General features: G+C 60.5%; 20 protein-coding genes. 10 read left to right on the top strand and 10 right to left on the bottom strand.

From position 1 onward, the window contains the following. Positions 1-30: 30 nt before the first annotated feature. A complete protein-coding gene (locus CGA21_RS05290) occupies positions 31-1,029 on the bottom strand; it encodes an AraC family transcriptional regulator (protein WP_110754219.1) in 999 nt (332 codons plus the stop codon). 340 nt (positions 1,030-1,369) lie between these two features. Here CGA21_RS05290 and CGA21_RS05295 point away from each other — a divergent pair, with 340 nt between their 5' ends. After that, a complete protein-coding gene (locus CGA21_RS05295; protein ID WP_110754217.1) occupies positions 1,370-2,704 on the top strand; it encodes a dicarboxylate/amino acid:cation symporter in 1,335 nt (444 codons plus the stop codon). Between the two features lie 143 nt (positions 2,705-2,847). Beyond that, positions 2,848-4,029 (top strand): CaiB/BaiF CoA transferase family protein, encoded by a 1,182-nt coding sequence (locus CGA21_RS05300; RefSeq protein WP_188263733.1) that lies wholly within the window; start codon positions 2,848-2,850, stop codon positions 4,027-4,029. Between the two features lie 120 nt (positions 4,030-4,149). Here CGA21_RS05300 and CGA21_RS05305 read toward each other — a convergent pair whose 3' ends face one another. Continuing rightward, on the bottom strand, positions 4,150-4,644 hold the full coding sequence (locus CGA21_RS05305; protein WP_033040846.1) for a SprT family zinc-dependent metalloprotease: 495 nt from the start codon (positions 4,642-4,644) through the stop codon (positions 4,150-4,152). 157 nt (positions 4,645-4,801) lie between these two features. Then, positions 4,802-5,404, bottom strand: coding sequence for a Yip1 family protein (locus CGA21_RS05310; RefSeq protein WP_020800620.1), 603 nt, complete (start codon positions 5,402-5,404; stop codon positions 4,802-4,804). Positions 5,405-5,684: 280 nt separating this feature from the next. Here CGA21_RS05310 and ttcA point away from each other — a divergent pair, with 280 nt between their 5' ends. Next, positions 5,685-6,509, top strand: a complete 825-nt coding sequence (gene ttcA, locus CGA21_RS05315; protein ID WP_020800621.1) for a tRNA 2-thiocytidine(32) synthetase TtcA — start codon at positions 5,685-5,687, stop codon at positions 6,507-6,509. A gap of 88 nt (positions 6,510-6,597) precedes the next feature. Continuing rightward, positions 6,598-7,272 carry a DNA-3-methyladenine glycosylase I gene (locus CGA21_RS05320; RefSeq protein WP_110754213.1) on the top strand — a complete coding sequence of 225 codons (675 nt, stop codon included), beginning with the start codon at positions 6,598-6,600 and terminating at the stop codon, positions 7,270-7,272. An 85-nt stretch (positions 7,273-7,357) separates the two neighbouring features. On the opposite strand, the gene CGA21_RS05325 is transcribed toward CGA21_RS05320, so the two are convergent. Genes CGA21_RS05325 through arsC form a run of 3 tightly spaced genes read right to left on the bottom strand, consistent with a single transcriptional unit; the run spans position 7,358 to position 8,732 of the window. Then, complete coding sequence (locus CGA21_RS05325) at positions 7,358-7,783, bottom strand: DUF2069 domain-containing protein (RefSeq protein ID WP_188263734.1); 426 nt, start codon at positions 7,781-7,783, stop codon at positions 7,358-7,360. A gap of 2 nt (positions 7,784-7,785) precedes the next feature. Further along, positions 7,786-8,382: an NAD(P)H:quinone oxidoreductase gene (wrbA, locus tag CGA21_RS05330; RefSeq protein ID WP_020800624.1), complete on the bottom strand. Its 597-nt coding sequence runs from the start codon at positions 8,380-8,382 to the stop codon at positions 7,786-7,788. Next, entirely contained in the window at positions 8,379-8,732 is a 354-nt protein-coding gene (gene arsC / locus CGA21_RS05335; protein ID WP_083349660.1) for an arsenate reductase (glutaredoxin), read from the bottom strand. Before arsC ends, wrbA begins: the two co-directional genes overlap by 4 nt. 114 nt (positions 8,733-8,846) lie before the next feature. Between arsC and CGA21_RS05340 the strand changes: the two genes are divergently transcribed. Next, on the top strand, positions 8,847-9,314 hold the full coding sequence (locus tag CGA21_RS05340) for a TlpA disulfide reductase family protein (RefSeq protein ID WP_020800625.1): 468 nt from the start codon (positions 8,847-8,849) through the stop codon (positions 9,312-9,314). Between the two features lie 132 nt (positions 9,315-9,446). Here CGA21_RS05340 and CGA21_RS05345 read toward each other — a convergent pair whose 3' ends face one another. The 4 genes from CGA21_RS05345 to CGA21_RS05360 all read right to left on the bottom strand — a co-directional run bounded on the left by CGA21_RS05345 (position 9,447) and on the right by CGA21_RS05360 (position 14,267). Beyond that, entirely contained in the window at positions 9,447-9,851 is a 405-nt protein-coding gene (locus CGA21_RS05345) for an META domain-containing protein (protein ID WP_020799715.1), read from the bottom strand. Further along, positions 9,851-10,285 (bottom strand): hypothetical protein, encoded by a 435-nt coding sequence (locus tag CGA21_RS05350; RefSeq protein ID WP_020799714.1) that lies wholly within the window; start codon positions 10,283-10,285, stop codon positions 9,851-9,853. The genes CGA21_RS05345 and CGA21_RS05350 overlap by 1 nt, the downstream gene beginning before the upstream one ends. Positions 10,286-10,362: 77 nt before the next feature. Continuing rightward, positions 10,363-11,355, bottom strand: coding sequence for a 2-hydroxyacid dehydrogenase (locus tag CGA21_RS05355; RefSeq protein WP_110754209.1), 993 nt, complete (start codon positions 11,353-11,355; stop codon positions 10,363-10,365). A gap of 158 nt (positions 11,356-11,513) precedes the next feature. Further along, entirely contained in the window at positions 11,514-14,267 is a 2,754-nt protein-coding gene (locus CGA21_RS05360) for a response regulator (protein ID WP_188263735.1), read from the bottom strand. 214 nt (positions 14,268-14,481) lie between these two features. Between CGA21_RS05360 and CGA21_RS05365 the strand changes: the two genes are divergently transcribed. The 5 genes from CGA21_RS05365 (at position 14,482) to relA (ending at position 21,601) form a co-directional block, all read left to right on the top strand. Further along, a complete protein-coding gene (locus tag CGA21_RS05365; RefSeq protein WP_110754205.1) occupies positions 14,482-15,201 on the top strand; it encodes a response regulator transcription factor in 720 nt (239 codons plus the stop codon). Further along, a complete protein-coding gene (locus tag CGA21_RS05370; RefSeq protein WP_188263736.1) occupies positions 15,191-16,594 on the top strand; it encodes a sensor histidine kinase in 1,404 nt (467 codons plus the stop codon). Before CGA21_RS05365 ends, CGA21_RS05370 begins: the two co-directional genes overlap by 11 nt. Positions 16,595-16,981: 387 nt before the next feature. Next, a complete protein-coding gene (gene cysM / locus CGA21_RS05380; RefSeq protein ID WP_020799708.1) occupies positions 16,982-17,884 on the top strand; it encodes a cysteine synthase CysM in 903 nt (300 codons plus the stop codon). Continuing rightward, on the top strand, positions 17,884-19,236 hold the full coding sequence (gene rlmD, locus CGA21_RS05385) for a 23S rRNA (uracil(1939)-C(5))-methyltransferase RlmD (RefSeq protein ID WP_188263737.1): 1,353 nt from the start codon (positions 17,884-17,886) through the stop codon (positions 19,234-19,236). Before cysM ends, rlmD begins: the two co-directional genes overlap by 1 nt. A 121-nt stretch (positions 19,237-19,357) precedes the next feature. Further along, positions 19,358-21,601 (top strand): GTP diphosphokinase, encoded by a 2,244-nt coding sequence (gene relA, locus CGA21_RS05390; RefSeq protein WP_020799706.1) that lies wholly within the window; start codon positions 19,358-19,360, stop codon positions 21,599-21,601. Position 21,602 lies beyond the last annotated feature (1 nt).

A 21,602-nucleotide genomic window follows, 5' to 3' on the forward strand; every position in this document is an offset into this window, starting at 1 on the left:
GTACAGACGCTATCGCCAGCAAGCCGGCTCCTACAAATCCCGAGCCCGATAGGCCCCTGGCGTCAGTCCGGTCCACTTCTTGAATGCTCTATGAAACGCTGACGGTTCGGAAAATCCCAATTGCTCGGCGATCTGTTGCAATGGCAAGTCGTTGCGGCCCAGGTGATAAATGGCGATGTCGCGGCGTAGTTGGTCCTTCAGTTCCTGAAAACTGGTGTTTTCTTCACGCAGATGCCGGCGTAGCGTTTGCGGGCTGATGTGCAGGTGCGCAGCCACGGCCTCCAGATCCGGCCAGGGTGACCGGTCGCGACTGAGCAAGCGTCGTAACTGGCTGCTCAGGCTATGGCCGTCATCGGGGCGTGATAACAGATCGGCAGGCGAGCGTTCAAGGAACTGCTTGAGCGTGCGTTCGTCTTGCAACAGTGGCATGTCCAAGTAGCGGCTGTGAAACAGCAGGCTGCTCTGTTGTGCCGAAAACTCGAGCGGGCACGAGAACAGCAACTCGTATTCGGCGCCATGTTCCGGTCGCTGATAGCTGAACGTGGCGTGCTCCAGCCGAATACGCTGGCCGATCAACCAGCTGGCGAAGCGATGCCAGATCACCAATAGACTCTCGGTGAGAAAATGTTCCGGGTCCCAGAGGTGTGAGTCATCCAGGCTCAGTCGAATCATTTCGTCTTCGCGCGCCAGCGTCAGGCGCGGGGAGTCCGGGAATAGGCTATAAAACATTAATCCGCGATGCAGTGCCTTATCCAGATTGCGGCAATGGATAACGGCATGACACATCATCGCGAAGCTGCCTGGCTTGCTGACACCTTGCCCGAAACCCAGGTACTCATCGTCCAGTGCCAGCCAAAGTCCCTGGATCAGGCGGGTGAATTGTTCCGGAGGAATGCGCGCTCGAGGCTCGTCGAGCAATTCGGGGCTGATCCCCAATTGCTGCAGCAGTCTTGAATAATCGTAGCCACGCCGTTGCGCCCCACCGAGGACGGCGCGGGCGAAATGACTGGCGATGGTGCGTTCGCGCATAGCTGGCAAGTCCGTCCATTGAACGACGGATGGTAGCCGCGCTTCATACCCATGAACAAGGCGGATATCCGCCAGATTGCCGGGGTGTGATTCGACGAGTGGGCGGAAATCCGCCATGGCGCAAACGTCGTGCGCGGCCCTGGAAAAACCTGCAGCCCTTGTTGTCACAAGGCTTACAGACTTTTCGTACAAGGTGGCACGGCCCTTGCGATTAAACCAGCAGATGCCTGCCGTCGCGCAGCTCGAAAAAACAAATCCCTCCAGTGCAGGAGGGTTCGCCATTGAGGTGGGGTGGGCAACAGATGGATGTTGTCGCCGCGCACTCTTGAGGAACTTTGCAATGACGACTCGTCAGCCACTGTACAAATCCCTGTATTTCCAGGTGATCGTTGCAATTGTCATCGGTATTTTGCTCGGTCACTACTATCCACAGCTCGGTGTGGCCGTAAAACCGCTGGGTGACGGGTTCATCAAGCTGATCAAGATGATCATCGCGCCGATCATCTTCTGCACCGTGGTCAGCGGCATCGCTGGCATGCAGGACATGAAGTCGGTCGGCAAGACCGGCGGTTACGCACTGCTGTACTTCGAGATCGTTTCGACCATCGCGCTGCTGGTGGGCCTGGTGGTGGTCAACATCGTCCAGCCGGGCGCCGGCATGCACATCGACGTGTCCACGCTGGATGCCTCCAAAGTGGCTGCCTATGTCTCGGCCGGTGCGGATCAAAGCGTCGTCGGCTTTCTGCTCAACGTGATCCCGTCCACCATCGTCGGTGCGTTCGCCACCGGTGACATTCTGCAAGTGCTGATGTTCTCGGTGATCTTCGGTTTCGCCCTGCATCGCCTGGGTGCCTACGGCAAGCCGCTGCTGGACTTCATCGATCGCTTCGCCCACGTGATGTTCAACATCATCAACATGATCATGAAACTCGCGCCAATCGGTGCCTTCGGTGCCATGGCTTTCACCATCGGTGCCTACGGTGTCGGCTCGCTGGTGCAACTGGGCCAGTTGATGGCTTGCTTCTACATCACTTGCCTGCTGTTCATCCTGATTGTGCTGGGCAGTATCGCCCGCGCTCATGGCTTCAGCGTGTTGAAACTGATCCGCTACATCCGTGAAGAGCTGCTGATCGTGCTGGGTACATCCTCTTCGGAGTCGGTGCTGCCGCGTATGCTGATCAAGATGGAGCGTCTGGGGGCGCAGAAGTCCGTGGTTGGTCTGGTGATCCCGACCGGCTACTCGTTCAACCTCGACGGTACTGCGATCTACCTGACCATGGCGGCCGTGTTCATTGCCCAGGCCACCGACACCCACATGGACATCACGCACCAGATCACCTTGCTGGTGGTGTTGTTGCTGTCTTCCAAAGGCGCTGCAGGCGTGACCGGTTCGGGCTTCATCGTACTGGCGGCCACCCTGTCCGCCGTAGGCCACCTGCCGGTTGCCGGCCTGGCGCTTATCCTGGGTATCGACCGCTTCATGTCCGAAGCCCGTGCGTTGACCAACCTGGTCGGTAACGCCGTTGCCACCATCGTTGTCGCCAAATGGGTCAAGGAACTGGACACCGACGTGCTGCAGGCAGAGCTGGCCTCGGGCGGCCGCGGGATTGCCGACGAGCCTAAAGACGATGTTCTGGGCCACGTCGAAGGGGCTACCCCGACGAACGCCAAGTAAGCCTTGTTGTCATGAAAAACCCGCTTCGGCGGGTTTTTTCTCGCCCGGGATTTGAGCGCAACGGTCATTGCGTTTGGCGCATAAGGTGATTGCTGCAAAGCGCTTGGCTGCCTAGGCTGGGGAATCATCCAGGGAGAACGCTCATGCTCGGTCCACTGGCATCACTCAAGGTTCTGGATTTCTCGACACTGCTGCCGGGGCCGTTCGCTTCGCTATTGCTGGCGGACATGGGCGCCGAGGTGCTGCGCATCGAATCGCCGGCCCGCATGGACCTGCTGCGCGAGCTGCCGCCGCACGATCAAGGTGTATCGGCCAGCCACGCCTACCTCAATCGCAACAAACGCAGCCTGGCTCTGGATCTCAAGCAGCCCGAAGCACTGGAAGTGGTCAGGCAATTGTTGCAGGACTACGACATCGTGCTTGAGCAGTTCCGCCCCGGCGTCATGGAACGCTTGGGCCTGGGTTATGAGGCCCTGAAGGCGATCAATCCAGGACTGATCTATGTATCGATCACCGGTTACGGCCAAACCGGCCCCTATAAGGACCGTGCCGGCCATGACATCAATTACCTGGCGCTGGCCGGGCTTTCGAGCTACAGCGGTCGCGCTGACAGCGGGCCGCTGCCGTTGGGCATGCAGGTGGCAGACATTGCCGGTGGTTCGCTGCACGGGGTCATCGGCCTGCTGGCCGCCGTGATCGCTCGACAGCAAACCGGACAGGGCCAGCACCTGGACGTGAGCATGACCGACTGCGTGTTCAGCTTGAATGCCATGGCGGGTGCCGGGTACCTGGCTTGTGGTGTCGAGCCGGATCGGGAAGCCCAGATGCTCAATGGCGGCAGCTTCTATGACTATTACCGTTCCCGGGATGGGCGTTGGCTGTCGGTGGGCAGCCTGGAACCGGGGTTCATGAAACAGTTGTGTGCGGCGCTGGGGCTGGAGGAGTGGGCCAGCCTGGGGCTATCTGCGCAACCTGCACAGCAACGCAGGCTCAAGGATGCGTTGAAGATTGAGTTCGAAAAGCATGATTTTGCCGAGCTGTGTGCGCTGTTCGCCGAGCTTGACGCTTGTGTCGAGCCGGTACTGAGCCTGGGTGAGGCGGTGCGGCATCCGCAGTTGCAGGCGCGGGAGCTGGTGACGCAAGTGCCCCGGGGGGATGGTTCGAGTCAGGCGCAGATGGCGTGCCCGTTGAAGTTTTCCCAAGGACTGCCTCAGCCTCGGCATATTGGCGCGGCGCTGGGGCAGCATACGGATCAGGTGTTGGGGGAGTTGGGGTTCACTGCTGAAAGGATTGCCGAGTTGCGGCGTGCCAAGGTAATTCTTTAGCGCCTGCCAGTGCGCCTTCGCGAGCAAGCCCGCTCCCACATCGGATTTGAGCTGGAACGAAAATTCCCTGTGGGAGCGGGCTTGCCCGCGAAGAGGCCGGCGCAGACACTGAAAATCCTGTTACTCGACCCGCATTTCGCCGCTGAATACCAAGGTGTTGCGACACCGCCGACATAAATACCGCCGCCCCTGGCGCACCAGGCCATGACGTTGCGCCGAGAACGGGAAATCGCTGTCGGCGCACGGGCACTTGTAGATGTAGCGGGTCACGCTGCGGCGCTTGACGTCGTAGGTGTGGCAGCGGTTGGGCGGCAATTCGTAAACGCCGCGCATGATCAGTTGCCACTCTTCGCCATGGGGCTGGATGCGGTCGCCGAACAATTGATGGGCGATCAGGTGCGCGACCTCGTGGGCGACGGTCTGCTTGAGAAAATCTTCGGTGTTTTCACGGTACAACTGCGGGTTGAAGCGCAGCAGGTTTTCGTGCAAGTGCGCGACACCGGCTTTTTGCCCACGCAGCTTGAAACTCACCACGGGGCGCTTGAAAGGTCGTTTGAAAAAGGATTCGGCTTGTTGGAAACAGTCTTCGACGCGGTTATTGAGTTGCTCGGGCATGCTTGATGGATCTCCAGAGCGGTCGAGTATGCCGCAAGCCAGGGGCCTTGCGAATCTGCGAGGTGCCGAATGGTCTTCGGACTCTTTGTGCCTGGGCATTAAAAGGCCGCCTTGCGGCGGCCTGTGTCGGCAGATCTGATTTTTTTGTGGTGAGCTGTTAATTGGTATAGACCGGCCCCACGCCGAGTCCCCAGACAATCACGGTGAACGCCATGATGGCGACCAGCACCACCAGGCCTACGGCGAGCACCGAACTTGAAAACAGAAAGCCCTCGTCAGATGGAATGTTCATGAAAGTTGGCAATCCCACATACAGCAGGTACACCGTGTAGCAGATGGCCGCCGTGCCGACGATCATCCCCAGCCACAAGTGGGGGTACAAGGCCGCGAGGCCGCCGATGAACAGCGGCGTAGCGGTATAGGTTGCGAACGCAATGCAGCGTGCGAGGCTCGGATTGGCGTCATAGGTGCGGGCCATCCAGTGGATGAACGCGCCCATCACCGCCACTCCGCCGAGCATCGCCAGGTACGACATGACTGTCATCCATAGTGCGCTTTCCACGGTCAGCATTACCGGCGGGCGATTGCCGATGACCCAGCCCACCTGCGTGGTCCCGATGAATGCCGATACCGCAGGTATCGCCGCCAGGATCAGCGTATGGGTCAGGTACATGTGGCTGATACTTTCTTCCTGATCGCCACGAATCTCTTTCCATTCTTGGTCAGGGTGGGTAAATAGCCCCACTACGTGATGGATCATGCCAGTCACTCCTCTTGTTTTTACCGTCGCCCCCCAGTGGAGCGCCCTACGGGCCAATGAGGCCAAGTAAGTACTAGGTCTGTATGTGATTGCGACCTTATGTCGCAGTATAGGAAGGACTTAACCCCACAGGGGGTAGGGCTTAGAGCAAATTGCGCTGTAAAGCACCGGGGTAATCGCTGTTGCATCTGTAGGACGGGCGATCCGTCGGGGCACTTCGCCCCTGGAGGGTTTTTGCGTAAAATGCCGGCCTTTCGTCACACCTCACGGATTTCGCGTCATGGGCACTCTTACGGTCAACCAGAACAAACTGCAAAAGCGCCTTCGCCGACAGGCCGGTGAGGCGGTCGCCGATTTCAACATGATTGAGGACGGGGACAAGGTCATGGTCTGCCTGTCCGGCGGCAAGGACAGCTACACCATGCTTGATGTGCTGATGCACTTGCAGAAGGTCGCGCCGATCAAGTTCGAGATCGTGGCCGTTAACATGGATCAGAAACAGCCGGGTTTTCCCGAGCATGTGCTGCCGGCCTACCTCAAGGAATTGGGCGTCGAGTATCACATCGTCGAGAAAGACACTTACTCGGTGGTCAAGGAGCTGATTCCGGAAGGCAAGACCACCTGTTCCCTGTGCTCGCGCCTGCGTCGCGGCACGCTCTACACCTTTGCCGACGAAATCGGCGCGACCAAGATGGCCTTGGGGCATCACCGCGACGACATCGTCGAAACGTTCTTCCTGAACATGTTCTTCAACGGCTCGCTCAAGGCCATGCCGCCGAAGTTGCGTGCCGATGACGGGCGTAACGTGGTGATCCGCCCCTTGGCCTACTGCAACGAAAAAGATATCCAGGCCTACTCGGACCTTAAGCAATTCCCGATCATCCCTTGCAACCTCTGCGGCTCCCAGGAAAACCTGCAGCGCCAAGTGGTCAAGGAAATGCTGCAGGACTGGGAGCGCAAGACCCCAGGCCGTACCGAAAGCATTTTCCGCAGCCTGCAGAACGTGATCCCGTCGCAATTGGCGGACCGCAACCTGTTCGATTTCACCAGCCTGAAGATCGACGAATCCGCCGCTTCGCGCTTCGTCAACGTGGTCAACCTCTAAACACGATGACTGTGGGAGCCAGCCTGCTGGCGCCCACAGGTGTTGTTTCCGGAGTGGGGCGTTTATTTTTCAATCCTCAGGAGAGGGCATGCGCGACTACAAGTGGCTGAACGAATACTGCTTGAACCGCTTCGGTTCGGCGGCTGAACTGGAAGCCCATCTGCCCGTTCCCAAGACTGCGGCACAACTGCGTGACATCACCGACGATCGTTACTTGTCGACCATGGCGCTGCGCGTATTCCGCGCCGGACTCAAGCACAGCCTGGTGGACGCCAAGTGGCCGGCCTTCGAAGAAGTGTTCTTCAAATTCGACCCGGAAAAAGTCGTGCTGATGAGCGCCGAACACCTGGAGCGGCTGATGCAGGACACGCGGATCATCCGCCATCTGGGCAAGCTCAAGAGCGTACCGCGTAATGCGCAGTTCGTGCTGGACGTGGCCCATGAGCAGGGCAGCTTCGGGGCGATGATCGCCGATTGGCCGGTGACCGACATCGTCGGACTGTGGACCTTGCTGAAAAAACGCGGTCATCAATTGGGCGGCTTGTCGGCGCCACGATTCTTGCGCATGGTCGGCAAGGATACGTTTGTGCCGAGCTATGACGTGGTGGCGGCGTTGAATGCGCAGAAGATCGTCGACAAGGTGCCGAGCAGCCAACGGGATCTGGCGTTGGTGCAGGACGTGTTCAACCAGTGGCATGAGGAAAGTGGCGGGCGGCCGATGAGCCAGATTTCGATGATGCTGGCCTACACCGTCAACCATTAAGACCGAGTTGCCCCCTTCGCTGGCAAGCCAGCTCCTACAAAAACACCAGACTTGTAGGAGCTGGCTTGCCAGCGATGAAGGCCGATCAGGCGACGGAGATTTCTCCCTCGCCAGCCAACTTGCGGTTCAATTGATATCGCCACCGCACATACAACAGTGCCGAACAGAACACCGCCAAACTCGCGGCCATCTCCAGCATGCCGAAGATCTGGCGATTCGGGTCATAAGCGGCCAATGCGCCCTTGATGAAATACAGGTTCACCACAAAGCACATCCACGAATGCCCGCGGGCATTGCCGACTATCATCCCCGGCGCGAGCAGCAGCAACGGCACCAGCTCAATCAGCAGAATCACCCACGGCCGTGCTCCGTGCAGGTCGGCGACCATCAGGTAGTAAACGCACAGCAACCCCACCAGGCCGAAAAAACACAACAGGCTGATAACGCGCATGGCCCGAACCCTTGGTTCAAGCCATTCGATAGCGGGCAGGACCTTCGGTTTCCTGGCCACCCTTAACCCTCCAGTTTCTGAGCAGTCTTGGCCAAGCGCATGCCCAAGGCCCGGCACAGTGCAACTTCATGGGCATCCAACCCGCTTTTGCCATCGGCCCCGGCGTGATGGCTGGCACCGTACGGCGTACCGCCGCCCTGGGTTTCGAGCAATGCCGACTCGCTGTAGGGCAGGCCGGTGATCAGCATGCCGTGGTGCAACAGCGGCAGCATCATCGACAGCAGGGTGGTTTCCTGCCCGCCATGCAGGCTCGCGGTGGAGGTGAACACACCGGCGGGTTTGCCCACCAGGGCGCCGGTCAGCCACAAGTTGCTGGTGCCGTCGAGAAAGTACTTGAGTGGCGCCGCCATGTTGCCGAAGCGGGTCGGACTGCCTAGCGCCAGGCCTGCGCAGTTCTTCAGGTCATCGAGGCTGGCATAGAGCGCGCCTTCATCCGGGATATCCGGCGCGACGGCTTCGCACTCGGTGGAAATGGCCGGTACCGTGCGCAATCGGGCTTCAAGGCCGGCCTGTTCGACACCGCGGGCAATTTGCCGGGCCATTTCGTTGGTCGAACCGCTGCGGCTGTAATACAGCACCAGAATATACGGCGCAGTCACGGCAACAACTCCAGGATCTGCTCTGGCGGACGGCCGATGATTGCCTTGTCGCCGACTTCGAGGATCGGTCGCTCCATCAGTTTCGGGTGGGCGGCGATGGCGGCGATCAATTGCGCCTCGCTCAGGCTGCTGTCGGCCAGGGCGAGGGTCTTGTATTCGTCTTCGCCGGTGCGCAACAGTTGCCGTGCACTGATCCCGAGTTTGCCCAGCAGGCTCTGGATTTGCGCGGCGTCCAGCGGCGTTTCCAGGTAGCGGACCACCGTCGGAGCCAGGCCGCGGGCTTCCAGCAGTTCGAGCGCACCGCGGGATTTCGAGCAGCGCGGGTTGTGATAAAGCGTCAGATCGGTCATGAGCGGGTCGCATCTTGCGTAAGGTGGCGGCTATTCTAACTGGGCAGCGCGTAATCCTGAACCTTGCCGGGCGATGGGTCGCAGGCGCTTTCAATTTTTGACAAGGAACACGACATGACTAGGCGACTGGCAGCGGCATTGACGATTATCGGGGCGTTGATGTTGGGGGGCTGCGGTAACGACTACGGGATCGATCAGAACGGACAGAAGGTCGCCGCCGAGCGCCTGGATGGCAAATGGCTGGTGATCAATTATTGGGCTGAATGGTGCAGCCCGTGCCGTACCGAGATTCCGGAATTGAACGCGTTGGCCGACCAGCTCAAGGACAAGAAGATCGGCGTGTTCGGGGTCAACTTTGACAATGTGCAGGGCGAAGAGCTGAAAAGTGCCAGTGAGAAACTCGGAATCAAGTTCACTGTGCTGGCGCAGGACCCTTCCGAGTTATTCGAATTGCCGCGCAGTGAAGCACTGCCGGTGACCTACATCATCGATAACAAGGGCAAGGTGCGCGAACAGTTGATGGGCGAGCAGACGGCGGCGGGGGTGGTGGCGAAGCTGGAGGCGTTGCAGGCTAAAAACTGATTGAGCTGATGGTTCCCCCTGTGGCGAGGGGATTTATTCCCGTTGGGTTGCGAAGCGGCCCCAAAAAAGGGACTGCTGCGCAGTCCAACGGGGATAAATCCCCTCGCCACAAGAACGATCAGGCAGAGGAGATCAACCCTCTTCCAGCCACCAGCGCAACGGCTTGCCTTCAGCGGGCCAGAAGCGCATCTGGTCGATCGACGAGACGTCCCAGCGCTGCACGCTTTCCAGCGCCTGGAGGAAGCGTTTTTCCTGCTCCATCAGCGCCGGTGCGCAGAGTTTGCGGGTGCTGCCGATCTTGCCGAAGCTCAGCTTGTCGCCTTCCAGTGTGTACGGCGCGAACCAGTGGTTGCAGCCGCCGCTACCGTAGGCGCGACCGTCTTCACCCAGGGTGATGGTCAGGTGGCTGTAGTCCATCAACGGCCGTTCGCCGATCCACTCCAGGATGTAGCTGCGATTTTGCTGCAGTTGCACTGGCTCCGCGGCGCAACCCAGCAGGCTTGCACCGGCCATCGCGGTCAGGGCGAGGCGTTTCATCACGCAGGCTCCTGGCATTTGGGGCACAGGTGTTTTTCGCCAACGGTGGTCCAACCCAACTCGGCAATCCGCGCGGTGGCAGCAGGCTTTTCGGCCTTGTTGCCGAGCTTGGCGTCAACGGCGAACTCGAAACTCAGTTCCTTGGCGCAGCTGTCGCAGTTCACCTGCCAGGTATGGATCGCCAGTTCGCCGAACACCGGGCCACTGGCCACAGCGACCCATTGCCCTGGCGGGTTGATCAGGTGTCGAACCGTTTCGACGGTCAGGCGCATGGACAGGTCCTTTGCGCCCTTGAGAGTCACGACCAGCACGTCGTTATTACGAATCGAGCCGCCGTTGCCGGTGACTTGATAACGTCCCGGCACCAGGGCGCGGCATTCAGTGAGGGTGTGTTGCGGGTTCATCAGGGTGTAGCGGAAATCGTGTTCGACCATGGGTCCTCCAAATATGCGCGATATGCTAGCACGGGCATAAGCGCAGCATGGCGCAGGCATATGACCTTCGATCAGGTTCAATCACCCTCGACCTGATTCTGCGGGGTTCCTGCCGCCCAGGCCGCGATGTTCTGCAAGGTGGTCGCGGCAATCGCGCCCAGGGCTTCGCGGGTGAGGAAGGCCTGGTGTGCCGTGACGATCACGTTGGGGAAGGTCAGCAACCGCGCGAGTACATCGTCCTGCAACGGCAGATCGGAACGGTCTTCGAAAAACAGTTGCGCTTCCTCTTCATACACATCGAGTCCCAAATAACCCAGTTGGCCGAGCTTCAAGGCATCGATCAGCGCCGGGGTGTCCACCAGGCCGCCGCGGCCAGTGTTGATCAACATGGCGCCAGGCTGCATGTGCGCCAGGGACTGGTGGTTGATCAAGTGCTTGCTCTGCTCGTTGAGCGGGCAGTGCAGGCTGATGATCTGCGACTCGGCCAGCAGCTGCGGCAAGCTCAGGTAACGGGCGCCCAGCGCTTCGACCTGCGGATTGGGGAAGGGATCGTAGGCCAGCAACTGGCAGCCGAAGCCATGCATGATTTTCGCAAAAGTCGCGCCGATCTGTCCGGTGCCGACCACGCCGACGGTCTTGCCCACCAGGTCGAACCCCGTCAACCCGTGCAGGCTGAAATCGCCTTCGCGCGTGCGGTTGTAGGCGCGGTGCAGGCGTCGGTTGAGGGCCAGGATCAGGGCTACCGCATGCTCGGCCACGGCGTGGGGCGAATAGGCCGGGACGCGCACGACCGCCAGCCCCAGTCGCTTGGCTGCCGCCAGGTCGACATGGTTGTAACCGGCCGAACGCAGGGCAATCAGACGGGTCCCGGCCGCAGCCAGGCGTTCGAGCACCGGGGCGCTTAGATCATCGTTGATGAAGGCGCAGACCACCTCGTGGTGCTCCGCCAGCGCGACGGTATCGAGGCTCAGTCGTGCCGACTGGAAGTGCAACTCGATACCCGGTGGCAGGCTGGCGGCGAGAAAGCTGTCGCGGTCGTAGGTCTGGCTGCTGAAAAGAATCGTGCGCATCTGTTCTCCTTGAAGACTCATGCCCTGGCGTTTTCACAACCTTGCAGGAGCTGCCGCAGGCTGCGATCTTTTGATCTTGAAAATCAATATCAAAAGATCGCAGCCTGCGGCAGCTCGTACATTATTAGCCCTCCCATCGCCCGGCGCCTTGCGCTGCATCAGGCGTTGATGCGCGCCTGGGCGGCCAGGCGGTTGATCGCCCGGTCGAGATCTTCAAGTGCGCCGAAGGCCTTCGGGTCTTGCTGCTTGAGCAAGGTTTCACTGCGTTGGCAAGCGGCGCGCAATTGCGGAACGCCGCAATAGCGGGTAGCGCCATGCAGGCGATGAACCCGTTCGATCAAGGCGTTGTGGTCATTACTTTGCCGAGCCTGGCGGATGGCTTCGCGGTCGGCTTCCAGAGATGCCAGCAGCATTGCCAGCATGTCTGCCGCCAGATCGGCCTTGCCGGCGGCCAGGCGCAAGCCTTCTTCGTGATCGAGCACCTGCAACTCGTAGGTGTTGGCGTGGCCATCGCCTGCACGCTCTGGCGAATGGTTGCGCAGTGCCAACCCGCTCCATTTGAGTACCACTTGCGCCAGTTGCCGCTCGCTGATCGGCTTGGTCAGGTAATCGTCCATGCCGCTTTGCAGCAATGCGCGTTTTTCATTGGCCATGGCATGCGCCGTGAGGGCCACGATCGGCAGCGGCGTGCAATGCCGTTCGCTTTCCCATTGGCGGATCGCTTCGGTACTTTGGCGCCCATCCATGCCGGGCATCTGCACGTCCATCAATACCAGGTCGAATGTCTCGTTCTGCACCGCCTTGATCGCCGCGTAGCCGCTTTCCACGGCGAGCACCTTGGCGCCCATGTCTTCAAGCAGGGTTTGCACCAGCAGCAAATTGGCCGGATTGTCGTCGACGCACAGCACCTTCGGCGCACGGCTCGACAGCGGCTCGCTGGACTCGGTGCGCGACTGCCGCGGGTTGGCCAGGTCGGACAGCGCGCGCCGCAGCTTGCGGGTACAGGCCGGTTTGGCCTGGAGCTGGCTGTGGGGGTTGGGCACCGACAGGTGGAATAGCGTCTGCTCCGTGGTGGGGCACAGCACCAGCACCTTGCAACCCAGGTGCTCGAGGTCCCAGATGTGTTGGTTCAAGCGTTCCGGTGGCATGTCGTTGCTGGTGATGCCGAGGACCGCGAGTTCGATCGCCTGATCGGTCTGATGCACGCCGGTGACGCCGTTCGTCAGGCTTTCCAGGGTATTGAACGTGGTGACGTCCAGGCCACAGTCTTCCAGTTGATGCTGCAACGCCTGGCGTGCCAGCTCATGATTTTCCAGCACCGCAACCCGCCGTCCGAGCAGCGGTGCACTCGGCAGGTCCTCGGCATCGTCGCGGGTCTTGGGCAGGTTCAGGCTGATCCAGAACTCCGAACCCTCGCCCGGGGTGCTGTCGACGCCAATCTCGCCCCCCATCTGTTCGATCAGGCGCTTGGAGATCACCAGGCCCAGGCCCGTGCCACCGGGTTGGCGCGACAGCGAGTTATCGGCCTGGCTGAAGGCCTGGAACAGCGCGCGCACGTCCTGGTTCGACAGGCCGATGCCGGTGTCCTGGATGCTGATGCGCAATTGCACGCTGTCTTCGTGCTCTTCTTCGAGCATGGCCCGGGCGACGATGGTGCCCTCGCGGGTGAACTTGATCGCATTGCTGACCAGGTTGGTCAGGATCTGCTTGAGCCGCAACGGATCGCCCACCAGCGACAGGGGTGTATCGCGATACACCAGGCTGATCAGTTCCAGCTGTTTGGCGTGGGCGGCCGGGGCGAGGATGGTCAGTGTGTCTTGCAGCAGGTCACGCAAATTGAACGGAATATGGTCGAGCACCAGCTTGCCTGCCTCGATCTTCGAAAAGTCGAGGATCTCGTTGATGATCCCCAGCAGGCTGTCGGCAGACTTTTCGATGGTGCCCAGGTAATCGAGCTGGCGCGGGGTCAGTTCACTTTTTTGCAGCAGGTGGGTGAAGCCGAGGATGCCGTTGAGCGGCGTGCGTATTTCATGGCTCATGTTGGCCAGGAACTCGGACTTGATACGGCTCGCCTCCAGGGCCTCCATGCGCGCCAGGTCCAGTTCGATGTTCTGGATCTCGATGGTCTCGAGGTTCTGGCGCACGTCCTCGGTGGCCTGGTCGATGCTGTGTTGCAGTTCTTCCTGGGCATTCTGCAGGGTGCCGGCCATGCGATTGATGCCGGAGGCCAATTCATCCAGCTCCTGGCTGCCCAGGGGGGGCAGGCGGGTTTCCAGATGACCGTCCTTGAGTTGAGCCACGGCTTGTTTGATCTGGGTCAGCGGCCGATTGATCGTGCGGCCCATACGCAATGCCAACAGCGCCGCGCCGCCGAGACCGGCGCCGATCATCAGCAGGCTGGCGAACAGGCTGCGGTAGCCACGCAGCAGCATGCCGTTGTGGGACAGTTCGAGTTCGACCCAGCCCAGCAGGCGGTCGGTTTCATCGGGGATCACGTCGCCGGCGAGGTTGCGGTGTTTGCCAAACACCGGCAGCAGGTAACGCGTTGCTTCGCTGCCACTGCGACGCTGCATCTGCGAGCCTTCGCCCATTGGCGCCTGGGTCAGCATGATCGGCCCGGCGTGGGCTCGCGGCGTGCGGTCTGGCGCAAGGAAGGTCACGGCTCGCACGTCCGGTTGTTCCAGGGACTGGGTGGCGATACGTTCCAGCATTTCGTTGTTGTTGTGCCCCATGGCTGGCGCCACCAGCGGCGCCAGTTGCTCGGCGATCATTTCGCCGCGCTGAAGCAGTTGGGTTTGCAGGTCCGATTGCTGCATCCAGGTGAAATAGCCGCCCAGGACCAATGCCATGAGGCTGGTCGGCAGCAACGTCAGCAACAGCACACGGCCCTTGATTCCCAGTTTCGTCAGCACGCCACTCTCCTGCAACCGGCTGTTTATCGAGCTGCGCGTGCGTCTGGCACGCGCCACTTGCGCAGTGTAGCGATTTGCAGGCGGGCGATCCTCGATAATTGATGCCGTCACTCGTCGGTTGGTCGTGCGCTTTTGCCCCCCGCGCAAACCCTTGGGTTGCCCCAAGAGAAGCAATCTTGAATAATTACCAACTGAGAATTATTTGCAGATACTAATGACGACCATCAACGCTGGCCATCCCCGTATCCTCTCCATCGAAGACGACCTCGTACTCGGTGCCTATGTGCATGAACATTTGTGCCGTAGCGGCTTTCAGGTGACGTGGTGCCAGAACGGCCGGGAGGGCCTGGACATTGCCCGAGAGCAGGCCTTCGATGTGGTGTTGATGGACATTTTGTTGCCAGGTATGGACGGGCTGGCGGTACTGACGCAACTACGCCGCAGCCATTCCACTCCGGTGTTGCTGATGTCGGCACTCGGTGCCGAAGCCGATCGCGTTAGCGGTTTTCGCCTGGGGGCCGATGATTATCTGCCCAAACCCTTCAGCATGATCGAGTTGCGCGTGCGCATCGAAGCCATCCTGCGCCGCGTAGCGCTCGATCGCCGGCCGACGCCTGTGGCGATGGTGGCCGAGGTGGACAGCCTGCGTTTTGACGACGATCACTTCGACGTTTTTCACGGCCAACAGCCTGCCGGCCTGACTCGAACTGAGTATCGCCTGCTGGAAACCCTGAGCCGCAGCGTCGACGAAGTGCTGAGCAAAGCCTTTCTTTATCAACAGGTACTGCAACGCGGTTATGCCGCCCACGATCGTAGCCTCGACATGCACATCAGCCAGATTCGCCGCAAACTCAAGGCCATCGGCTATACCGAGCGGGAGGTGCGCACGGTCTGGGGCAAGGGCTATATCCTGAGTGCCGTCGATGAGATGTAACTTGCCGGGCCGGCACTCGCTGTTCTGGAAACTGGCGTGCCTGTTGGTGGCGTTCTGTCTGCTGATGATCTGGTTGAGCTGGTCCTGGGGCCGCTACATGGAGCAGCGCAACCAGTTTCTCTCCGATGAGGCCCGCGGCACCCTGGCGCGCTATGCCGCCGAAGCCGAACAAGCCTGGCAGCAGGGCCAGAGTGTCGGCGTCGATGACTGGCTGCAGGGCATGCATCAGCGGGAGAAAGGCTGGGTCGGTGTCATCGGCGGTGATTTGCAATCCTTGAGCAACCAATCGCTGACGGACAAGGAAGTCGAGCGCCTGACTTTTTTGCGTGGCCTCGATTGGCCGATCCACAAAAAAGGCCGGCCGTGGATGCGCATACCGTTTCCCAGTGACCCGTCCGTCGGCAGCCTGGTGATCGAACTGCCGCAACGCTTCGTGCCCGGGCGCTACCGGGTGTTCTGGCGGGTGATCACCAACGGCGTGATTCCGGGCTTGTTCACCTTGCTGTTGTGCGTCGGCCTGTATCGCTTGTTGGTAGTGCCACTCAATCACTTGCGCGAACAGGCCAATGCCTGGCGTGCCGATCAACTGAACGTACGCCTGTCGAGCCGCACCACCAATCGTTCCGATGAATTGGGCGAATTGGCCAGGGCGTTCGATCACATGTCCGAGCGCCTGCAAAGTACCGTGGCCCTGCAGCAACAACTGCTCCGCGACCTGTCCCACGAATTGCGTACGCCGTTGAGCCGCCTGCGGGTGGCCAGTGAAAGCGAGCAGGGGCTTGAACAATTGTGCGAGCGCATTGGCCGCGAGGTCGATGGCATGCAACGGCTGGTGGACGACACGCTGCAATTGGCCTGGCTCGATACCGAACGCACGCGATTACCCGACGAATCGATCCAGGTCCAGGCCCTGTGGGAAATGCTCACGGAAAACGCCTGCTATGAAAGTTGCTGGCCGGAAACGCAGTTGCAATGCTCGGTGGACGCCTCCTGCTGGGTGCGCGGCCATCTCAACACCCTGGCCCAGGCCCTGGAGAACATGCTGCGCAACGCCATTCGACATTCACCCAAGGGTGGCATCGTCCATCTGGGCGGGCGGCGCGACGGCGACTTCTGGCACCTGTGGCTGGAGGATCAGGGTGGCGGCGTGGCGGAGGCGGATCTTGAGCGGATCTTCCTGCCCTTTACCCGCCTCGACGGCTCGCGGCCGGGGGATGGCGGATTTGGCCTGGGCTTGAGCATTGCCAGGAATGCGGTGCGGCGTCAGGGTGGAAGGCTTTGGGCTCAGAACACAGGGAGCGGGTTGCGGATGAATATGCGCCTGGTGGCGGATGATGGAACTGTCAGTGACGATGCCATCGCGAGCAGGTTCTCCCATCCTGCAACGCGCTGATTTTGCCGGAGCGTTCCTGAGTTTCTGTACGACATTTCCCAAAGGGTATCACCGGTCATTTCAAGCAGCCTTGACGGTTTAAGCTCAGGCTCTAACTCGTGTCCAAGGAGCCATTGCATGACTGTAACCCAGGTGCCTGGTGGTACCACCGACGATCGCTTCAAGTCGCACCACTGGCGCGACAATTGTCCTGGGCCCACAACTTGATCATCTTCGGCCAAAGCAGGCACCCGCAAGAGCGCGAGTTTTATCTGCGAAGCTCAATCGGAAGAGGGCTGAATCAGACGCTTATTCCCATAAGCCATAAGCACCACACTTTGCGTGATATGGCCTTGCGAGGTTTGCCGGTATGATAGGCGCCCCCGCAGTCTGGATTGCGAATACGCCATGACCTTGCAGTACCCAACCATCGCCGATTGCGTCGGCAACACTCCGCTGGTCCGTTTGCAGCGCCTGCCCGGCGAAACCAGCAACACTCTTTTGCTCAAGCTCGAAGGGAACAACCCGGCGGGTTCGGTCAAGGACCGTCCGGCGCTGTCGATGATCACCCGCGCCGAGTTGCGCGGGCAGATCCATGCCGGCGATACGTTGATCGAAGCGACCTCCGGTAACACCGGCATCGCGCTGGCCATGGCCGCGGCGATCAAGGGTTACAAGATGATCCTGATCATGCCGGACAACTCCAGCGCCGAACGCAAGGCCGCCATGACCGCTTATGGTGCCGAACTGATTCTGGTCAGCCAGGAACAAGGCATGGAAGGCGCCCGCGACCTCGCCCAGCGTATGGAAGCAGAGGGCCGCGGCAAGGTGCTGGACCAGTTCGCCAACGGTGACAACCCTGAGGCGCACTACACGACCACCGGTCCGGAAATCTGGCGCCAGACCCAGGGCACCATCACCCATTTTGTCAGCTCCATGGGCACCACCGGCACCATCATGGGCGTCTCGCGCTACCTGAAAGAACAGAACGAGAACGTGCAGATCATCGGTCTGCAACCGATGGAAGGCTCGGCGATCCCGGGTATCCGTCGCTGGCCCCAGGAGTATCTGCCGAAGATCTACCAGGCCGATCGCGTGGACCGTATCGTCGATATGGCCCAGAGCGAAGCCGAAGACGTGACCCGTCGGCTGGCTCGCGAAGAAGGCATCTTCTGTGGCGTGTCATCCGGCGGTGCCGTGGCAGCGATGCTGCGCCTGTCCAAAGAAGTTGAAAACGCGGTGATCGTCGCGATCATCTGCGACCGTGGCGACCGATACCTGTCGACCGGCATTTTCGACGCGCCCAACTGATGGCCAAGCATGAGAGAGGCCTGCGCTTCCAGCCCACGGGCGGCAGCAAGGCCCCGCAAGTCCCGACCGGCAAAAAGCAGCGCCTGAACATCGAGCGCCTGGCCAACGACGGTCGCGGTATCGCGTTTTTCGAAGGTCGCACCTGGTTCGTCATCGGCGCACTGGCCGGTGAAGAAGTCGAGGCACGCGTGCTCGGTGCCCACGGCAAAGTGGTCGAGGCGCGTACCGAGCGGGTGTTCAAGTCCAGTGAACTGCGTCGCCCGGCACCGTGCGCCCATGCTGGTAGTTGTGGCGGCTGCAGCGTGCAACACCTGCCCCATAGCGAACAGCTCGCCTTGAAACAGCGCATGCTCGCCGAGCAATTGTCGAAGGTCGCCGGTGTCGAGCCCGAAGAGTGGGTTGCGCCTTTGAGCGGTCCGGAGTTCGCTTATCGCCGTCGCGCGCGGGTAGCGGTGCGTTGGGACATGAAAGCGAAAAAGCTCGAAGTCGGTTTCCGCGCCGCCGGCAGCCAGGACATCGTCGGCATCGATGATTGCCCGGTGCTGGTACAGCCCTTACAGCCGATCATGGCCCACTTGCCGCAGATGCTGCGACGATTGAGCAAACCTCAGGCCCTGGGGCACGTGGAATTGTTCAGCGGCTCATCGCTGGCGGTATTGCTGCGCCACATGGCGCCGTTGTCCGAAAGCGACTTGACCATCCTCAAGGAATTCTGCGCGCTCCATGAAGCCCAGTTGTGGTTGCACGGGGACGGCGAGCCGCATCCGGTCGAGGCCGATCAGTCCTTGGGCTATCGTCTTGAACAGTGGGATTTGAATCTGGCGTATCGGCCCGGGGATTTCATCCAGGTCAATGCCGGGGTCAACGAAGCGATGGTTGCCCAGGCGCTGGATTGGCTGAAACCGCAAGCCGATGAGCGAGTTCTCGATCTATTCTGTGGGTTGGGTAACTTTGCCTTGCCATTGGCTAAAGCCGTTCGCGAAGTCGTTGCGGTGGAGGGTGTGCAGGTGATGGTCGATCGCGCAGCCGCGAATGCTGTCAGCAACAATCTGCATAATGCGCAGTTTTTTCAGGCCGATTTATCCCAGCCTTTGACCGATGCTGAATGGGCGCGTGAAGGCTTTTGTGCGGTACTCTTGGACCCACCGCGTGACGGCGCTTTCGAGGTCGTGCGCAAGCTCAAGTCCCTGGGGGCCGAGCGGTTGGTCTATGTGTCGTGCAACCCGGCTACCCTGGCGCGCGACACGGTCGAATTGATCAAGCAGGGCTACCGGTTAAAACGTGCCGGGATTCTCGATATGTTTCCTCAGACGGCACATGTCGAAGCCATGGCGTTATTTGAAGCGAGCTAGGATGCTCGTCTGGTCCGACTGGCCCGCCCGTGCAGCCGCGTACCAGCCCGACGTGGGCTCATGGGCAACGAAGGTCAGCGATTTGACGCATTGAATCTGCGTCGTAGGGAAGGTAAGCAAGATGGTACAGGTGAGAGCACACCAGCCGATCAACACCGACGGCAGTATCAATCTCGAGGCTTGGCTCGATCACGCGGTCAGTGTCGATCTGGCACTGGATCGCGAAGCCTTGAAAGAAGCCTGCGAGTACGCTCGCGAGGCCGAACAACAAGCCAATGCGGCGAAGAATTTGTGGTCCGAAGGGACCTCGAGTTTCCGCACCGGCCTTGAGATCGCCGAGATCCTCGCCGACCTCAAGCTCGATCAGGACTCGCTGGTTGCCGCGGTTCTCTACCGCGGTGTGCGTGAAGGCCAGATTCCGTTGCCGGCCGTCAGCCAGCGCTTTGGTCCCGTAGTCGCCAAACTCATCGACGGCGTGCAACGCATGGCCGCGATCAGCGACAGCCTGAGCCCGCGCAAGTCCATGGTGATGGGTACTCAGGGCCAGGTTGAAAACCTGCGCAAGATGCTGGTGGCCATGGTCGACGACGTTCGCGTCGCCCTGATCAAACTGGCCGAGCGTACCTGTGCGATCCGTGCGGTAAAAACCGCCGATGACGAAAAACGCAACCGCGTTGCCCGCGAGGTGTTCGACATCTACGCGCCGCTCGCTCATCGCCTGGGTATCGGTCACATCAAGTGGGAACTGGAAGACTTGTCCTTCCGTTACCTCGAGCCGGACCAGTACAAGCAGATCGCCAAGTTGCTCCACGAGCGGCGACTCGATCGCGAGCGCTTCATCAGCGACGTGATGAGCCAGCTGAAAAACGAATTGCAGGCCACCGGGGTCGATGCCGACATCAGCGGCCGGGCCAAACATATCTATTCGATCTGGCGCAAAATGCAGCGCAAGGGCCTGGAGTTCAGCCAGATCTACGACGTGCGCGCCGTGCGTGTGCTGGTGCCGGAAATGCGCGACTGCTACACCGCGCTGGGCATTGTCCACACCTTGTGGCGGCACATCCCCAAAGAATTCGACGACTACATCGCCAACCCCAAGGAAAACGGCTATCGCTCGCTGCACACGGCGGTGATCGGTCCTGAGGGCAAGGTGCTGGAAGTACAGATCCGTACCCACGCCATGCATGAGGAGGCCGAACTCGGTGTATGCGCCCACTGGCGCTACAAGGGCACCGACGTCAAGTCCGGCTCCAATCACTATGAAGAAAAAATCTCCTGGCTGCGTCAGGTGCTCGAGTGGCACGAAGAGCTGGGTGACATTGGCGGGTTGGCCGAACAGCTGCGGGTCGATATCGAACCGGACCGGGTCTACATCTTTACCCCGGACGGTCACGCCATCGATTTGCCCAAGGGCGCTACGCCACTGGACTTCGCCTACCGTGTGCACACCGAGATCGGTCACAACTGCCGTGGCGCCAAGATCAACGGGCGCATCGTGCCGCTCAACTACAGCCTGCAAACCGGTGAACAGGTCGAGATCATCACCAGCAAGCACGGCACGCCAAGCCGCGACTGGTTGAACCCCAACCTGGGTTACGTCACGACGTCACGGGCACGGGCGAAGATCGTTCACTGGTTCAAGTTGCAGGCCCGCGACCAGAACGTCGCCGCCGGTAAAACCCTGCTGGAACGGGAACTCAATCGCCTCGGCTTGCCAGCGGTGGATTTCGACAAGCTGGCCGACAAAGCCAACATGAAAACCGCCGAGGACATGTTTGCCGCGCTCGGTGCTGGCGACCTGCGCCTGGCGCAACTGGTCAACCTGGCGCAGCAACTGGTCGAGCCGGAACGCGGCAACGAACAGCTGGAACTGATTCCACGCAAGGCCACCGGCTACAAGCCAGGCAAGCGTGGTGATATCCAGATCCAGGGCGTGGGCAATCTGATGACCCAGATGGCAGGTTGCTGCCAGCCGTTGCCGGGGGATGCGATCGTCGGCTACATCACCCAGGGGCGTGGCGTCAGTATCCACCGCCAGGACTGTGCCTCGGTGCTGCAATTGGCCGGGCGCGAGCCTGAGCGGATCATTCAGGTCAGCTGGGGGCCGGTACCGGTGCTCACCTATCCGGTGGACATCGTCATCCGTGCCTACGACCGTTCCGGATTGCTGCGTGATGTCTCGCAGGTGTTGCTCAACGAGCGAATCAACGTGTTGGCGGTCAATACCCGCTCGAACAAGGAGGACAACACCGCGCTGATGTCCCTGACCATCGAGATTCCAGGGCTGGACGCGTTGGGGCGGTTGCTGGGGCGGATTTCCCAGTTACCGAACATCATCGAAACCCGGCGTAACCGTACGCCATGAA

The sequence above is a fragment of the Pseudomonas sp. PSB11 genome (assembly GCF_014596605.1).
GTDB classification, from domain to species: domain Bacteria; phylum Pseudomonadota; class Gammaproteobacteria; order Pseudomonadales; family Pseudomonadaceae; genus Aquipseudomonas; species Aquipseudomonas umsongensis.

Coding starts and splice junctions, on each gene's coding strand:
- CGA21_RS05305 (WP_033040846.1), bottom strand. CDS start 4,644: ATGCCCGAGCAACTCAATAACCGCGTCGAAGACTGTTTCCAACAAGCC.
- arsC (WP_083349660.1), bottom strand. CDS start 8,732: ATGACCGATCTGACGCTTTATCACAACCCGCGCTGCTCGAAATCCCGC.
- rlmD (WP_188263737.1), top strand. CDS start 17,884: ATGGCCAAGCATGAGAGAGGCCTGCGCTTCCAGCCCACGGGCGGCAGC.
- CGA21_RS05345 (WP_020799715.1), bottom strand. CDS start 9,851: ATGAAACGCCTCGCCCTGACCGCGATGGCCGGTGCAAGCCTGCTGGGT.
- CGA21_RS05320 (WP_110754213.1), top strand. CDS start 6,598: ATGCGCGACTACAAGTGGCTGAACGAATACTGCTTGAACCGCTTCGGT.
- CGA21_RS05295 (WP_110754217.1), top strand. CDS start 1,370: ATGACGACTCGTCAGCCACTGTACAAATCCCTGTATTTCCAGGTGATC.
- CGA21_RS05350 (WP_020799714.1), bottom strand. CDS start 10,285: ATGGTCGAACACGATTTCCGCTACACCCTGATGAACCCGCAACACACC.
- CGA21_RS05310 (WP_020800620.1), bottom strand. CDS start 5,404: ATGATCCATCACGTAGTGGGGCTATTTACCCACCCTGACCAAGAATGG.
- CGA21_RS05290 (WP_110754219.1), bottom strand. CDS start 1,029: ATGCGCGAACGCACCATCGCCAGTCATTTCGCCCGCGCCGTCCTCGGT.
- ttcA (WP_020800621.1), top strand. CDS start 5,685: ATGGGCACTCTTACGGTCAACCAGAACAAACTGCAAAAGCGCCTTCGC.
- CGA21_RS05355 (WP_110754209.1), bottom strand. CDS start 11,355: ATGCGCACGATTCTTTTCAGCAGCCAGACCTACGACCGCGACAGCTTT.
- CGA21_RS05300 (WP_188263733.1), top strand. CDS start 2,848: ATGCTCGGTCCACTGGCATCACTCAAGGTTCTGGATTTCTCGACACTG.
- CGA21_RS05370 (WP_188263736.1), top strand. CDS start 15,191: ATGAGATGTAACTTGCCGGGCCGGCACTCGCTGTTCTGGAAACTGGCG.
- CGA21_RS05365 (WP_110754205.1), top strand. CDS start 14,482: ATGACGACCATCAACGCTGGCCATCCCCGTATCCTCTCCATCGAAGAC.
- cysM (WP_020799708.1), top strand. CDS start 16,982: ATGACCTTGCAGTACCCAACCATCGCCGATTGCGTCGGCAACACTCCG.
- CGA21_RS05340 (WP_020800625.1), top strand. CDS start 8,847: ATGACTAGGCGACTGGCAGCGGCATTGACGATTATCGGGGCGTTGATG.
- relA (WP_020799706.1), top strand. CDS start 19,358: ATGGTACAGGTGAGAGCACACCAGCCGATCAACACCGACGGCAGTATC.